Source organism: Sphingobacterium sp. SGR-19 (assembly GCF_011043555.1).
Lineage (GTDB): Bacteria > Bacteroidota > Bacteroidia > Sphingobacteriales > Sphingobacteriaceae > Sphingobacterium.
This window is the reverse complement of the sequence record NZ_JAAKGS010000004.1, coordinates 328,678-344,909: the sequence shown is the minus strand read 5'-3', so window position 1 is coordinate 344,909 and position 16,232 is coordinate 328,678. Positions and strand designations below refer to the sequence as shown.

The window sequence follows — 16,232 nt, the reverse complement described above, 5'->3', positions numbered from 1 at the left end:
TAGATAATAAAATACGAATAAATATTTATTGTTTGCCATTTTAATTATCTTTGAATCATATTAACTGACTGTTTCCAAGAATTTTAACGGTTAAATTTCAAACTAAATCCAGTAGCCGTGCCAAAAAGTAAGAAAACATTTTTACTACGAAAAGTACTCATCGGTGCGATTATCGCCATTTTTGCATATATAAGTATTGTCTTTATTTACCAGTATATAGCTTACCAAAAAGTAAAAGAGCGATTAGATGCTGTATACGCCTTGGGCTTACAACAGTCGTCTGCATTCTATCGCTTATTCTCCGTCTACGGAGAAGCAGACAATCTTTTTCGGCAATATACGGTAGACTTCGACCAAAACACCTACGAGGAATATCGGATTAAGCTCGACACCATTAAATATTACATAGATTCGCTGTCCACGCTTCCCAACACCAATAGTTTATTACAACAAAGTAATACAGACATGCAAAAAAGGGACTTGTTGGCCGGCGAATTTGCCTCGCTTAAAAAGACGATCGAAGACTTGGTTTTCATGGCGCAGGATTCCCTTCCGATATTGGCATCTTCACAGACCCAGCGAACGGCTACACCGCGCTATATAACTGCCGACTCGGCTATTAGTAACATCTTAAATGACACCGCACTTAACGAAGTCGATACGGTAGTAAGAAAAAAACAGAACCTATTTAACCGTATTTTTAATGCTAAGAATGATACCGTGCTCGCCAATACTACACAACATTTTAACGTGCAGCAGATTGATGTATTACAACGAAACGTCGAGAATCTTATCGTACAGAACGAGACGATATATAATCGGAGCCTAGGCAATTTACGACGAAATTTTACATCATTGAGGCAAAAGGAGCGGGCGCTCATCCAAGCAAACTATTTTCTGCTGAACAATTTAAAAATCGGTGTAGATAATATTAGGGAACTGGAACGGGCAGCGGTCCGTGAAGCGGAGGCAAGAGATTTGAGCATATACAAAGAAAACACCAAACGGCTGGGCAATCAGCTTATCTTTTCCCTATCTGTCATGTTGCTCATGATTCTGTTTATCCTCTACTACCAATCCAGGGCTACCACGTATGAAAAGAGATTACAGGAAGAAAAAGACTACGCAGCAAAAGTTGCAGAAGAAAAAACAAGCGTGTTAGCCAATATAAGCCATGAAGTGCGCTCGCCCATTAACTCACTCATGGGCGTTATCGACATTTTACGTAAGAACGGTAGCAAGAATACGATTCAGCCGGAATACTTGGATTCGGCAGCACATGAGATATCCGTTATCAACAGTACCGTGAACGATATCCTGAATCTTAGTAAGCTCGAAGTAGGAGCATTGGAGGTAAAAAACGAATACTTTTCTCCTTATCGGTTATTATTAGATATCATAAACCTCCACACCTATCAGGCACGAAAAAAAGCTTTATCCTTCACACAACAAATTGACCTTGACCCCAACGTGGAAATTTATAGCAGTTCTTTCCGGGTAAGACAAATCGTCTCCAACTTGATTAGCAATGCTATAAAATATACGCCTAAAGGTACGGTGAGCATAAAAGCTTACGCAAGAAAAGTAAATAGTCAAGATACACTTTTTGTAGAAGTGAAAGATACGGGTTTAGGCATTGCGCCCGAACACCAGTCTCAAATTTTCCGCCAATATTACATGACGGACAACAAAAGCAAAACTAAAGGTTTTGGCCTTGGGCTTTATATTTCCAAATTACTATCGGAACAAATTCAAGGCGATATTACGTTGGATAGTATCGTTGGAAAAGGTTCTACTTTTACGCTGTCGGTACCGATTAAACAAAAACGTTTGGACCCCAACGCCTCCAAGGCTCGTACCTTGGCAGACCTTCCAAAGGATATACAGCTCGTGCTGATAGATGACAACCGTATCAATATTCTCTATTTAAAACATTATTTTAACGATTTCCCAAATGTGTATACGTTTGAGAACGCAGGGGATGCCTTGACGTTTATACAACATAACCCAGTAGATGCTGTTATCACAGACATCTCCATGCCTGAGGTTGATGGTTGGGATGTACTTCGGGAAGTTCGGGAGAATCATGAGAAACAGAGCACTAAAATCTTCGCATTTACGGCAGATACCATGCATCTGGAAGATGAAATAAAGAAAAACCAAACCCATACGTTTGATTGTATTTTAAGCAAACCATTGGATGAGCATCAGTTGGTCGCTTGTATACTATCTCATGATTAGTCACGAAGCTCCAACAATACCGGACAATGGTCGGAATGCATCGCTGAAGGAATAATCTCTGCACTAGCGATTCTATCTTCCAATGGTCTAGATACCATATTATAGTCAATCCGCCAGCCAAGGTTTCTGGCGCGAGCTCCTGCGCGATAGCTCCACCAAGTATAATGATGCGGCTCAGAATTTAAATGCCGGAAAGAGTCTACGTACCCAGAATTGATAAAATTCTCCATCCATTCGCGTTCCGCAGGCAAAAAGCCAGAACTATTGGCATTAGATTTTGGATTATGAATATCAATAGCACGATGACATATATTGTAATCGCCGGAAATCACTAAGTTAGGACGCTCCTGTAAAAGTTTATCACTGTACATTTGAAAATCATCCAGGAAACGGTATTTAAAGTCTTGTCTTATATCACCTGTTGTGCCGGAAGGAAAATATACACTCATAACAGAAACATCGTCGAAATCAGCACGAATAGTACGTCCCTCAAAATCATAATCTTCATGCCCACAGCCGTATTCCACATGATTTGGTGTGATTTTGGTAAAAATAGCCGTGCCACTATATCCTTTCTTTTGTGCCGGATACCAGTAATGCTCGTAACCTAACTGTTCCAGTAAAAGAATTTCTGGGATTTGGTCTTGCGTAGCTTTAATTTCTTGCAAACACACAACATCCGCATTCACTGCCTTCATCCAGCCCAACCAATCTTTTTTGAGTGCAGCCCTTAATCCGTTTACGTTATAAGTGATAATCTTCATTTAGTAATCCCTCGAATAAAAAATATCCAGAATTTTCGTGAAAAAGCCCGTCTTAGGAGGTAACCCTTCCATTTCTCGTTCGAGGTTCAAGGCCTCTCTTCGAGTCAATACCTTCATAGACATCCGTACATCTTCCAAAGGGCGATCCCGTTCATCTGTTTCGACAACCGCAATTTTATCAATGGTTTCTATTCCGTTCAGTAACTCTCCAAAAACCGTATAGTTCCCATCCAGATGCGGAGATCCTCCAATAGTGGTATACACCTCCCTTTGTTGGGCAGTCAGCTTCTTGCCTTTCAATCTAAACTGCTCCAAAGAATCCAATGCCGCCGGTGTGAATACGCGTCCCTGTACGAGATAAAACTGAGAAGCCGAAGATTGCTTGGCAGGATTATCATCGCGTGCCGCGCCGATGGCCCCTTTCTTGTGAACAAGACCTTCTTGAATCTCCGCCGGAATTTTATAATCTGGTCCACCTTCGCCAAGCGCTTGTTTCTGCGCAGCATAACGTGAATTGGGATCACCGCCCTGCACCATGAAATTATGGATAACGCGATGGAACATCAATCCCTCATAATATTCTTCTCTGACCAACTTAACAAAGTTGTCCCGATGCCTGGGTGTTTCGTTATAAAGCTTTAATAGGCAGTCGCCTTTATCCGTTCTTATCGATACGTAGTGATATTTCGGCGTTTTCGCCCAAACCGCGGCAAATAAAAGCGTGCTTAATACAAGCAGACTTAATTTCCTAAAATTTATCCTCATATGTCTATATTACGATAAGGTGTAGGTGTCTTCAAAATAATCAATAATCAATGATTTGAGGATCATCTCTTGCTCTAAAAGTGTATAGTTGGGAATAGCCTTCACTAAATCCCAATGAGGCCACCCTTCCTCATCCAGCCCCTTCAGTTCATAGAAACCCATGGCGCTAAATAAACGGCAAGTAGCAATATGCATAAGTTCTTCTTTTTGTCGTTTAGAAAACTGTTGCGGCCCTTTTCCAAGTTCCTGAACACCAATGAGAAAAAGCATTACCTTAATATCTGGAAGTTCCATATCAAAATGACCTGCAACAATGCGTTGCAGCTCTCCCCATTTCTTATTAATCTCCGACGCTTTCATACTTTTAGAGCCCGTTTAAAATTTACCTAATTATTTTTTATGTCTCTTTTTGGCTGTGACTTCGTTAAATTTTATCGAGATAGTTTCCGACTATCCCAAGAAAATTTGCCTTGTCTCGCTCAAAAATAGCCTATAAAAATTCTGATAATCCAAATTTAAACAGGCTCTGAACAAAAGTAGGGAATTATTTACGCAGTTCAAGAATAAGTTCGCGGCAGCGCTTCTCAATCATATGGTATACCGGCTCAAACTGATCTTCATCGAAATAGGGATCTGGTACAATATCATGTGATAGAAACATACATACTTTCGCTTTATCTTCGTCACGTTTCGCCAGCGCAGTAACGTCTCGGAAGTTGTTGTTATCCATCACATAAATACGGTCGTAACGTTCAAAAAAATCAGCTTGGAAGCATTGAGCCCGCTGATATGTTATATCTACTCCATATTTCTTTGCCACTGCTATCGAACGTCTGTCCGGTTGTTGTCCGACATGCCAATCTCCTGTGCCCGCGGAATCTACTTCCCAATCCAAACCTTCTTGTTCCACTAGATGTTGCATCACCCCATGTGCCAACGGTGACCGGCAGATATTACCTAAACAAACCATTAAAATCTTCATGTTTCTAAAATAACGCTATAATTTTTTATAAAAAACGCGTCATCTGCTAAAATGCAGATGACGCGTTTGAATAATCTATTCATTCAATCAGTATTGGATCGGGAAGTTGAATTCGACCGTTCCACTCTCTGATACGCCGGTAATACGGACGATATTTCTTTTTGTGCTACCTAAAGCAGCTTCCACGTCATCCACATTGTTCACTGGTTTTCCGTTTACATGCGTAACGACCAGACCTTTTTCAACACCGAAGTATTCGAACATACCACCACGGTGTACCTGTGTAATGACAACACCCGAATTTATACCAAATTTTTTCTTCTGTGCATCGGAAGCAGGTGTAAAGCTTGCGCCCAGTTTGTTAAAGATTTCCGTAGCACTGGCACTAACTTCTTCATCGCTCGATGATTTTTTCAGATCTTGAGCTTTCAACGTAATGGCTACATCTCGTTCCTTACCATCACGTTTATAGGTTAACTTCACCTTATCGCCTGGGCTCAACCTTGCCACAAGCTCCTGTAGATCAGAAGAAGAATAGATTGTTCTCCCCTCCACTTTAGTGATAATATCGCCTTTTTGAATACCTGCCGCTGCCGCCGCGCCGTCTTTAACGACATCAAACACATAGAGGCCATGAATATCGTCGATTTTATACTCTTCCCTAATAGCAGCATCAACCTCACGGAAGTTGATACCCACGTAACCGCGCTGTACTGTACCAAACTCTTTAAAGTCATTTACGATTTTCTTTACCAGATTGACTGGGATAGCGAACCCATAACCGGCATAGACACCAGTTGGTGATGCTATAGCCGCATTGATCCCAATCAATTCGCCACGTGTATTCACCAACGCCCCACCGCTGTTACCCTTGTTAATAACAGCATCCGTTTGGATAAACGATTCTACTGCTGTACGCACGATAGGTTCTTGTGGTTGTCCATAACCATAAGGTGACCCCTGCCCTTGCTCGCCTAGGATGCCAATTTGGCGTCCCTTGGCACTTACGATACCGGCCGTTACGGTAGACTGCAAACTTAATGGATAACCGACAGCCAACACCCATTCACCAATTCGAACATGATCCGAATCACCAAATTTAACGAAAGGTAGTTTAGATGCATTCACCTTAAGCAACGCCAAATCGAAGTCGGCATCTCTACCGATAACTTTCGCTTCAAATGTTCGTTGATCGGTCAATTTTACTTCGATTTTATCCGCATCTTCCACCACGTGGTTATTGGTTACAATATATCCATCAGGCGAAATCAATACACCCGATCCAGATGCTCTAGCCTGACGAGGTTGTTGTTGACGGCGTTGTGGCATACCAAAAAATTCCTCGAACATATCAAAAGGAGAACCACCTCCGCCTCTAGAGCCTCGTGCGGTCATGGTCACGTTAATATGTACAACACCAGGCGAGACTGCCGCCGCAGCTTCTGTAAAATCCGGATTACCTGTTGAAGACATTATTGCACTTTCAGGATTATTTGCAAAATAAACCTTTTGCTTTTCTTCAAAGGTCATGTGCTCGTTCTGTTTATTTTCAAAGAGTTTGTACCCCCCTATAGCTACCGCACCTCCAACAGCAGCTATCAATAAACTCATTCCTATTTTCTTCATTGCTGTAATTATCTATTATTTTAAAAATATTTTCTTTTACTTTTGTTTTTCGCTTTGTTCAAATGTAATACCATTAGGAATTGCTTGGGAAGTTTTGACAGTTAAAAAATGTTAATGAAAAGGCTTGGTTGTAGTTTTTAACAAGATTTAACAATAAAACTTAGCTTTGTAACAAGGTTATTAATTTTTCACTAGATAATCAAATAATGGACGAAAAAATAAAATTCTCAAAATACCAAGGCGCGGGCAACGATTTTGTACTGATTGATAATAGAAGTGGTTTTTTTGATCGAGATAATCATGATTTAATCCAGTCATTATGTGACAGGAGGTTCGGGATCGGTGCAGACGGTTTAATGCTTCTTCAAAATAATAAAAATTTTGATTTTGAGATGGTATATTATAATGCGAATGGTGGGGAGGCGAGCATGTGCGGAAATGGCGGAAGGTGTATTGTAGCGTTTGCAAGAGACTTAGGCATCATTACAGACAAGACTGCCTTTTTGGCAGTGGACGGCAAACATGACGCTTATATCCATGATAATCAAGTAGATTTGGGAATGATAGATGTATCCTCCGTGGAACGAGATGAAGAAGCGTATGTATTGAACACGGGCTCTCCCCATTATGTAACTTGGGCAAATGATCTCAAAAATATGGATGTATACCATATTGGATCCGCTATTCGCAATAACGATACATACCAAAAAGAAGGCATTAATGTTAATTTTGTTGAAAGAGAGGGTAACGGATATTTTGTCCGGACGTTTGAACGCGGCGTAGAAGATGAAACATTTGCTTGTGGCACCGGAGCTACTGCCACTGCTATGGCTATCGCTCTGCACGAGAGCTTAGACGGGGAACTCGAAATTCCAATCCGCGTGCTCGGCGGGCAACTGTATATCAGTTTTCACAAACAAGGGCAACATTTTACAAACGTGCGTCTTAAAGGACCAGCTCAATTTGTTTTCAAAGGGACATTTCCTTCCCCTTTTTCTAGATAAAAAGGGGACTAAAAATCACGACTTGTATAGTTCCTCTACCTTTTCTTGCCTATTTCTAAACAAAATAAAACTCACTTCGTTCAAACATTATTTTGTTTTTAACGAAATAGCCTGCGAAAAGTTGGCCGCGGAACAATACGATGTCGATTTAGCCCGCATCACCAGGAAGCCATATTGATCGCTTTCATTTACGCCATGCACCATCCCCTCCTTAACATTCAAGGTGGCATCCGGATATTTGAGGTATGTAGAAATTCATCCTTAGTACTATCCCTTATCTCAAATATCCGAAGCCACGAGTTTTTTGCTTCTTTTTTACGGAAAAAAAGAAGAGAAAAAACCTTATATTAGAGGCTTTTTTGAAAGACTTTAGGATTTTTAATGCAGCAGGTTGATCGTAAATTACCATTCAAGTTAATCTATTCCTTAGGACAACATCCTTATTTAGGATATCTGATTGAACCCCATATTGTCCAACTGAATTCCAACGGTTCTTATTCGCTGAGCTACAAACGTATTTTTACGAATACTATTGGTGATTTCGCACCCGCGTTAGACGAAACCGATTATCATCTTATTAAGTTATTAGATGAAATCGAACAAACACATATTATTAAGGCATTCAACAAAAAGGCCATCCGTCCCGTTGATTTTTTCGGGAAAGTCTTCGATGATAAAATTTACGATAGGATACGTCCCAAAATCGAACAGAAGATGCTCATTGCTTTAAAGCAATTACGGGGCAAGCCTCTATTTTTAATGAGCAAAGACGGTTATCCTGCCGATCAGGAAATACATATTGCTGAGGAACCTACTTCCATCTTATTCCATTTTCGTCGTAACGAAACAGAGACTCGCTATTTCCCAACGTTAAAACACAACGGTCATCGACTGGATTTTATGTATAAAAACGCACAAGTTGTGGTAAACAAGGAGGCTTGGTTATTATTGGAGAATACGCTTTATTATTTTGAACAGGATATAGATGGTAAAAAACTCAGTCCGTTTCTAAACAAACGTTATATCAGCGTAGCGCGTAGTACAGAAAGACGATACTTTGAAACATTTGTAAGCGGGTTAATAGAAAAATATCATGTTTATGCTGAAGGTTTTGACATTAAAACGCATAAAGAAAATGCGACCCCGATTCTTAAGCTATTCTACGCTCCCACTGGGCAATCTTTTTTACAATTGTCTTTTGCTTACAGCTCTTATGAATTTTCGGCGAGTGCGGATCATCCCGTAACCGTACGTTTAGAACATAACGAAGAAAAGGATAACTATGTATTTCATCGAATAAAGCGTTCTCTGACTTGGGAGAAAAATCAGGGTGCTTACCTTGAAGAGTTAGGACTTCGAAAGAAAGATCTGCTATTTGCAAATTATATAGTCAAAACAGAACACGAATCTATTATCGATTGGTTAAATAAAAACCAGTCCGCTCTTTTGCAGAAAGGGTTTTCGATTACCCAGGCAAAAGGCGACCGTCGCATCTTTATCGGGCAAACTTCACTGGAAATGACCATCGAAGAAGGTAACGATTGGTTTGACATACAAGCTGTGGCTCATTTCGGACCCTATGAAATTCCATTTATCGCATTACGGGAGCATATCTTAAATAAGAATAAGGAATTTACATTGCCCAATGGAGAAATCGCCATTATTCCCGAGGAATGGTTCTCTCAATATGAACATTTATTCCTTTTTACAACAAACAAGCAGAGCTTAAAGCTAAACAAAACCCATATCGGATTATTATACGAAATATCGGAACACACCGAACTTTCCTTTCACCGCAAGCTGGAACGATTGCTAGACTTCGAAAGTATCACGGAAGCACCAGTTCCAACAGGGTTTCAAGGTGATCTCAGATCTTATCAACATGCTGGGTATAATTGGTTTCATTTTCTTCAAGAATATAAATTTGGTGGATGCCTCGCTGACGATATGGGGTTGGGAAAAACCGTACAGACGCTCGCGTTGCTACAACAGCAGCGGGAGAATTTAAAGGGAACGGACCAAACCAAAACTTCCCTTCTGATACTGCCTACATCACTCATTTACAACTGGCAGAAAGAAGCAGAGAAATTTACACCTAAGCTTCGTATACACCACCATACGGGTTCGAATCGTCTAAAAGATACATTTGGCTTTTCACACTTCGATTTGATCATAACCACATATGGGATCGTACGTAGCGACGCAGATATGTTGAGTAAGTTTTTCTTCAATTATATCATCTTAGATGAAAGTCAACATATCAAAAATCCTACCTCCAAATCTTTTAAAGCCATTAAAGGTTTAAAAAGTAAGCATAAATTAGCTTTGAGCGGTACCCCAGTTGAGAATTCCGTGGCAGATATATGGTCGCAGATGCATTTTGCGAATCCGGGGTTGCTCGGCTCCTACAGCTATTTCCAAAAGGAATTTGTAATGCCTATCGAGAAAAAGAAAGACGAAGAAAAAGCTGCTCGTTTGCAAGCCATCATCAAGCCCTTCATTCTCCGTCGCACCAAAGATCAAGTAGCCAAAGAACTCCCGCCAAAAACGGAACAAACGATTTACTGTGAAATGGCAGAAGACCAAGCGAGGTTATACGAACGTATAAAGTCGGAATATCGAAATGCCCTCCTTGACAACCAGTTGCAACAAAACGGCCAAGGCAACCAGATTATGCTGTTAAAGGGACTGACAAAGCTTAGACAGGTAGCAAACCACCCTGAAATGACGGAGGAGAACGAGTCTTTTTCATCGGGCAAATTCGACAGGGTTATGGAGATGCTGCAATCCATCATTGCAGAGGGACATAAAGTCCTCATCTTCTCCCAGTTTGTTAAACATTTACAGCTGTTTCGCGATACGTTCGAGCGTGAAAAAACAGCATATGCCTACCTAGACGGAAGCACCAAAAACAGAGCTGAGGCGGTAAATACGTTTAAAGAAAAGGAAAATACACAAATCTTCTTAATCTCCATAAAAGCAGGAGGCGTAGGGCTTAATCTCACCGAAGCCGACTACGTATTCATTTTAGATCCATGGTGGAATCCAGCGGTAGAGCAACAGGCTATCGACCGCTCGCACCGTATCGGTCAAAGAAAGAATGTCTTTATCTATAAGTTCATCAGTAAGGATACGGTAGAGGAAAAGATACTTGCGCTCCAAAGTCAAAAGAAAGCGTTATCCTCTGCACTTATTACCACCGAAGAAAGTTTCATCAAGTCATTATCGACGGACGATATACAGGAATTGTTACGGTAGACTTATCTTTTTTATAGTTTTTGTTTACCCGCCATATTCTTTCTCCCAGTGTTGCATATTTCCGGTATCCATTGCCATATTGGCCATATGCACAGCAATAGCTCCATATTTACCGGTTTTGACGTCAGCGAAGGGCTTTTTATTTTCTCTGATACATGTAGCAAAATCTAATAAAGCATAAGAGGAGGGATCTCTTTTTTCTTCATCCTGATGGATAAATTCCAATTTCATGGCCTCTCCCTGTGTGGCATTTAACAAAGTAGCACCGGTAACACCATCGACTACACCAGTTTGTTTTTTACGGGCTTCTGTATAAATAAATGCTTCGTCTCTTTCTATTTGCAATGTTGCTTTAGATCCTAAAATTCTGATCTCATAGCCATGATAAGCATTAGACAAAATCGAGGACACATTAGCTTTCACACCACCCGGATACTCAAAAATTGCCCTGACGTGGTCATATGTTTCCCTTCCGTCTTTCCAGTAATTAATTCCGCCCATACCCGTCACTCTTTCGGGGTGTGCATTTGTCATCCAATTAACAATATCCAACTGGTGTCCACATAATTCTGCCATTAAACCTCCCGAATATTCTTTATACATTCTCCAGTTCACAATACGTTCCGTTCCTTTCTCCACCACCGGAAATCTCCAGTCAGAATTGCGATGATACTGGCACTCGAAATGGGTCACCTCCCCTAACCAACCTTCATCTATGGTTTGCTTCACACGACGGTATAAACCAAAATACCGGTATTGATGCCCCACTTGAAAAACAAGTTTAGCATTATTTACTCTCCTCTCCAGATCTAACGCTTGTGGGATATCATAAGTCATCGACTTTTCTACATATACATGCTTTCCTGCAGCCACGGCGTCCTTAGCCATTATATAATGCAAATACAAGGGCGTGGCTATAATGACAGCGTCCACCTCTTTATCTTCTAGTAGTTTCCTGTAATCGTTATATTTTTTTGCTTTCGCTGATACATGTTCCGCGATCTTAGCCGCTTGAACAGCTAAAATATCACAATAAGCTGTAACGGTTAAACCTGGTAAATTTTTAATTAAACGGGCCAAACCTGTACCACGTGTACCGGTGCCAATAATTCCAAGCCGGATTACCTCATTTTTCTTGGGAATAAAAGAAGTAAGGCCTGCATAAGATAGAGCTGTTCCGGAAAGTGCTAAAGTCCCAGCGGAAAGAAATTTCCTTCTTGTAAATAACATATTCGACATAGTCATTTCATTTAATTGGGGAAACTCCCCATCATTTTATCAAATATTCAACTAAAGGGCTCTTGATATCCCTTAGGCCCTTTACCGCCAATTCAGCCACTTTTATGGCCCCCGCCTCACAAAGGTGAGTATCATCTTTCTTGCCGTTAGGTAATTTAGCCGTTACCCCAGGGTCTACGTAGATGTATAGTTTTTTAGCTTCTTCAGGCCCTAAATTTTCAACCACCTCAGTCGTCATCTTGTTAAGGTCAATCAGTGGGACGTCCATTTTAGCGGCCAGCTTCCTTACTACGGTAACATACTCGCCATGGGTATCCACAAGTTTCCCATTTTTATCAAATTTCCTCCTGACGATGGAGGTGAACAATATAGGGTTCGCATTTTTCGCTCGCACCTCGTTTACATAATTCTGCATATTTTCCTTAAATGTCGTTTGTGGGTCCGTATGACGAAGAGAATCCTCCTTGGCATCATTGTGTCCAAATTGTATGAAAACATAATCCCCCGCTTTAACCCGGGTAATCACTTTATTCCAATGGCCTTCGTCGCGATAGGATTTAGAACTGCGGCCACTTGCGCCCCGGTTCACCACCTTAACGAACTCATCAAAAAAAGGATCTATCATTTGCATCCATCCCCTACCCGGATAATTATCGGCAGTGTTGGCTTTACTCATGGTGGAATCGCCTATTGAATACACCGTGACATTTTCCTTCGGCCATTTAAACGCACAGCAGACCAGAAAAACAATAAGAAACAAATTTTTAATAGCTTTCGTCATTATTTAACGTATATATTTGGTTATTTTGTTAATTAATCGATTTAAAGATCGGAAACTACCGCCAAAAAAGCGTAAAAACAACGTGTTACATTTCAAAAAAAATGCGATAACGTTACCGAAACCGTTAACGAGAACGCTTCCGCTAATTTTCTAACTCATTTAGATTATTTCTTCATCATAAAGTTGTAATCTTGTTTTGCGCGGAGGGTAAATCACTTCTACAGCTTGCCTTTCGAAGATAGCAAACAAGGAACTACAGTCTCCTTTATAAGGTAAATAAAGGACGACGATCACTATAAACACTAAATATTGCATTATGATAAAACTGCTTAAACTAACAGTTCTAACCTTCGTAAGCAGCATCAGCATTCTCCACGCCCAAACCGTCATTCGGGGAAAAGTACTCGATGAGGAAACGAAGGAACCGCTGATTGGTGCCAGCGTAGGCATTAAAGGCAGCGCCGAAGGAACGTTGACCGATAAGAATGGAAACTATACCTTAAATGTGACGACGTCCCAAAAAACAAATGTCGTACTCAACGCCAAATACATTGGATTTTTGCTTCAAGAAGTAGCGCTAAACAATCAAACGGAAATCAACTTTCTTCTGGCGAAAGATTCGTATCAACTAGAAGAAGTAGTTGCCATTGGCTACGCCACCGTAGAACGTAAAGACCTCACCGGTTCCGTATCCTCCGTCAACGAAAAACAGCTGAAAGACATCCCCGTAAATTCGGCCGCCGAAGCGCTTACAGGTCGCCTCGCGGGCGTACAGGTCACGACCTCAGAAGGAGCACCTGGAGCAGAAGTGCAGATAAAAGTACGGGGTGGCGGGTCAATCACACAAAGTAACGATCCCCTATACATTATCGATGGTGTTCAAGTAGAGGACGGATTATCCAGCTTATCTCCACAGGATATTGCCTCTGTAGATGTGCTGAAGGATGCCTCAGCAACCTCTATTTATGGCGCTAGAGGTGCTAATGGTGTGGTCATCATTACGACCAAGGGTGGTAAAGAGATGAAAACACAAGTGAATTACAACAATATCTTGGGCATGAAAAGCCTCGCGAATAAGTTGGATGTGATGAATCCCTATGATTTTGTGCTCTATCAGTACGAACGGTCCCGGGGACTAACGACCACAGAGACCGCCTTCGAGACTAGATACGGCACATGGGATGATATAACGCAATACCAACAAACACCATTTATCGATTGGCAGGAAAGAACCTTTGGCAACGACGCCTTCATGCAGACGCATAATGCGAGTATAGTGGGCGGTACCAAGGCGACGCAATACAACCTCAGCGTCACCAGTAATAACGAAGACGGGATTATGCTCAACTCTGGTTTCGACAGAAAGTTGGTCAACTTTAGATTCGACAACAGGGTAAGTGATAAATTAAGGGTTGGCTTCAACGTAAGGTACACCAACCAAAGTATTTTAGGTGCAGGTACTTCGGATGCGGGCTCCACCACTTACAATATGCTCCGGCACACGATTAAGTATATGCCTTTGGACATCGGCGGCTTAACAGAAGACGAGATAGATGAAGCCTACTACGAAGACACCAATACCGGCAACGCCATCGGCATTATCAATCCGGTAGCGTTGAGCAATGCGCAGTATAGAGACAGGAAGATGCAGATCGTTAATCTCAATGGCTATTTTAATTACAGCTTTAATAGGATGATTTCGTTTAGGAGCACATTGGGTGTCAACTATAACAGACAATCTACCAAAAGTTTCGAAGACGGTATCACCTCCCGGTCGAGGGTATTGGGAGCCCGCTTGCCAATGGCAGGCGTACTGGATGCTGATCGAAATAACCTCAATTTCTCCAATGTACTGACCATCAACCCGAAAACGACCAACGGCCACAAATTGAATGTATTATTGGGCAACGAGTTTTACAACATCGCGTACAATACTTCCGAGATACAATTAAAAAACTTCCCCGAAGGAATTACGGCGGAAAAAGCATTAGGACAGCTCCATCTCGGGACGATGCTCACAACACCTGAATTATACCCCCTAACTTACCAATCCGAAACAAGAACCCTTTCTTTCTTCAATCGTACGAACTATAGCTATAAAGACAAGTATCTGGCGACCTTCAGCTTCCGAACCGATGGTTCTTCCAGATTTGCCGAGGGAAATCGATGGGGGTACTTCCCTTCCGGATCCGTAGCATGGCGAATCTCGCAAGAGGATTTTCTGAAAGACGTTACGGTGATTTCTGATTTGAAAGTACGTGCGAGTTATGGTTCTTCCGGTAACGACCGTATCCCTGATTACCTATTCATGAATGTATACAATGCCAGTGCAAAATACGCACTCAACGAAGAACTCATTCCAGGATATGCCACGCCAGAATTGGCTAATAAGAATCTTGTTTGGGAGACGACAGTTTCCAAAAATCTCGGCCTGGATCTTTCCTTGCTCGACAACCGCATTCAATTTACTGTGGATGCTTATCAAAATAAGGTACATGATCTACTCATACGCGTTCCTATTCCTTCTACATCCGGCTATACCACACAGCTCCAGAATATCGGCAGAACGGCCAACAAAGGCCTGGAATTCCAACTCACCGCTACCCCGATAAACAACAAGAACTTTAGCTGGAACACCAATTTCAACATCGCTTTCAACAGAAACACCATAGAAAAAATATCCAACAGACAAGATCATTACTTTGCAAACTCGGGCTTTGGAATTTCTGGACAACCCGCAGATTACATCGTACAGGAAGGACAACCTGTTGGCGCTATGTACGGATTTGTTTCGGATGGATTTTATACCACGGACGATTTTAACTACGACCCTGCCACCTCAAGATATACCCTCAAAGAAGGCGTGACAGATGTTTCAGACGTAATAGGCATAGCCCAACCCGGATGGATGCGGTTAAAAGATCTTGATGGGAACCATATTATCGATGAAAACGATAAAACGGTTATCGGAAACGCAAACCCCAAATTTACGGGTGGACTAAACCAGCAGTTTGCCTACAAGAATTTCGACATGAGTGTTTTTGTCAATTTTGTGGTCGGCAACGACATTTACAATGCCAACAAGATAGAATTCACCAACGCCTACAGCGCTTATGCCAATTCGTTGGACATGGTTGCCGGTCGCTGGAAAACCATCGACCAGCATGGCAATAAGATACAGCAGGTAGAGACCATTAGCGGACAACAGTACGTAACAGGTGCAGCCCCCGAAATACTATCCGAGGTTAATAAAGATGCCTCCATGTGGATGCCGATCAGCGGCACAGGCGCGTGGTACCCTACCTCTTGGGCTATGGAAGACGGTTCCTTTTTACGGATAAATAATATCACATTAGGTTATACACTCCCATCCGCTATTACCCGTCGCATAAAAGCAAATAGGTTGAGAGTCTACGCAACGGTAAATAACCTCGCCGTATTTACCAACTATTCCGGATACGATCCCGAAGCCAATACCAGAAGATCGGTCCCGGTTACCCCAGGTGTCGACTATGCAGCCTATCCGAGGAGCAAGACATTCATTTTTGGACTCAATCTATCATTATAAAGCC

11 protein-coding genes are annotated in these 16,232 nt (G+C 41.7%); 4 read left to right on the top strand and 7 right to left on the bottom strand.

Features of this window, described 5'->3' with window-relative positions; all coding sequences use genetic code 11:
* Positions 1 to 117 precede the first annotated feature (117 nt).
* Positions 118 to 2,241: a hybrid sensor histidine kinase/response regulator gene (locus G5B43_RS19610; protein WP_165294730.1), complete on the top strand. Its 2,124-nt coding sequence runs from the start codon at positions 118 to 120 to the stop codon at positions 2,239 to 2,241.
* On the opposite strand, the gene G5B43_RS10730 is transcribed toward G5B43_RS19610, so the two are convergent.
* The 5 genes from G5B43_RS10730 to G5B43_RS10710 all read right to left on the bottom strand — a co-directional run bounded on the left by G5B43_RS10730 (position 2,238) and on the right by G5B43_RS10710 (position 6,378).
* Positions 2,238 to 3,005, bottom strand: coding sequence for an exodeoxyribonuclease III (locus tag G5B43_RS10730; RefSeq protein ID WP_165294729.1), 768 nt, complete (start codon positions 3,003 to 3,005; stop codon positions 2,238 to 2,240). The genes G5B43_RS19610 and G5B43_RS10730 overlap by 4 nt on opposite strands.
* Positions 3,006 to 3,770, bottom strand: a complete 765-nt coding sequence (locus G5B43_RS10725) for a peptidylprolyl isomerase (RefSeq protein WP_165294728.1) — start codon at positions 3,768 to 3,770, stop codon at positions 3,006 to 3,008. It abuts the gene before it with no gap.
* A 9-nt stretch (positions 3,771 to 3,779) separates the two neighbouring features.
* Positions 3,780 to 4,130 (bottom strand): hypothetical protein, encoded by a 351-nt coding sequence (locus tag G5B43_RS10720; protein ID WP_165294727.1) that lies wholly within the window; start codon positions 4,128 to 4,130, stop codon positions 3,780 to 3,782.
* Positions 4,131 to 4,314: 184 nt separating this feature from the next.
* On the bottom strand, positions 4,315 to 4,752 hold the full coding sequence (locus G5B43_RS10715) for a low molecular weight protein-tyrosine-phosphatase (protein ID WP_165294726.1): 438 nt from the start codon (positions 4,750 to 4,752) through the stop codon (positions 4,315 to 4,317).
* Positions 4,753 to 4,839: 87 nt separating this feature from the next.
* On the bottom strand, positions 4,840 to 6,378 hold the full coding sequence (locus G5B43_RS10710) for a Do family serine endopeptidase (RefSeq protein ID WP_206367319.1): 1,539 nt from the start codon (positions 6,376 to 6,378) through the stop codon (positions 4,840 to 4,842).
* A gap of 206 nt (positions 6,379 to 6,584) precedes the next feature.
* Between G5B43_RS10710 and dapF the strand changes: the two genes are divergently transcribed.
* Together dapF and G5B43_RS10700 are read left to right on the top strand one after the other, a co-directional pair.
* The gene (gene dapF / locus G5B43_RS10705; RefSeq protein WP_165294725.1) at positions 6,585 to 7,382 is read left to right on the top strand and encodes a diaminopimelate epimerase; all 798 of its coding nucleotides are present in this window, start codon (positions 6,585 to 6,587) and stop codon (positions 7,380 to 7,382) included.
* Between the two features lie 381 nt (positions 7,383 to 7,763).
* Positions 7,764 to 10,640: a DEAD/DEAH box helicase gene (locus G5B43_RS10700; protein ID WP_165294724.1), complete on the top strand. Its 2,877-nt coding sequence runs from the start codon at positions 7,764 to 7,766 to the stop codon at positions 10,638 to 10,640.
* A 24-nt stretch (positions 10,641 to 10,664) separates the two neighbouring features.
* Here the strand turns inward: G5B43_RS10700 and G5B43_RS10695 are convergent, their stop codons facing one another.
* Positions 10,665 to 11,870 carry a Gfo/Idh/MocA family protein gene (locus G5B43_RS10695; RefSeq protein WP_240904843.1) on the bottom strand — a complete coding sequence of 402 codons (1,206 nt, stop codon included), beginning with the start codon at positions 11,868 to 11,870 and terminating at the stop codon, positions 10,665 to 10,667.
* A 40-nt stretch (positions 11,871 to 11,910) separates the two neighbouring features.
* A complete protein-coding gene (locus G5B43_RS10690) occupies positions 11,911 to 12,660 on the bottom strand; it encodes a rhamnogalacturonan acetylesterase (protein WP_165294722.1) in 750 nt (249 codons plus the stop codon).
* A gap of 316 nt (positions 12,661 to 12,976) precedes the next feature.
* On the opposite strand from G5B43_RS10690, the gene G5B43_RS10685 reads away from it, so the two are divergent.
* Positions 12,977 to 16,228, top strand: coding sequence for a SusC/RagA family TonB-linked outer membrane protein (locus G5B43_RS10685; protein ID WP_206367318.1), 3,252 nt, complete (start codon positions 12,977 to 12,979; stop codon positions 16,226 to 16,228).
* The last annotated feature ends 4 nt before the right edge of the window (positions 16,229 to 16,232 follow it).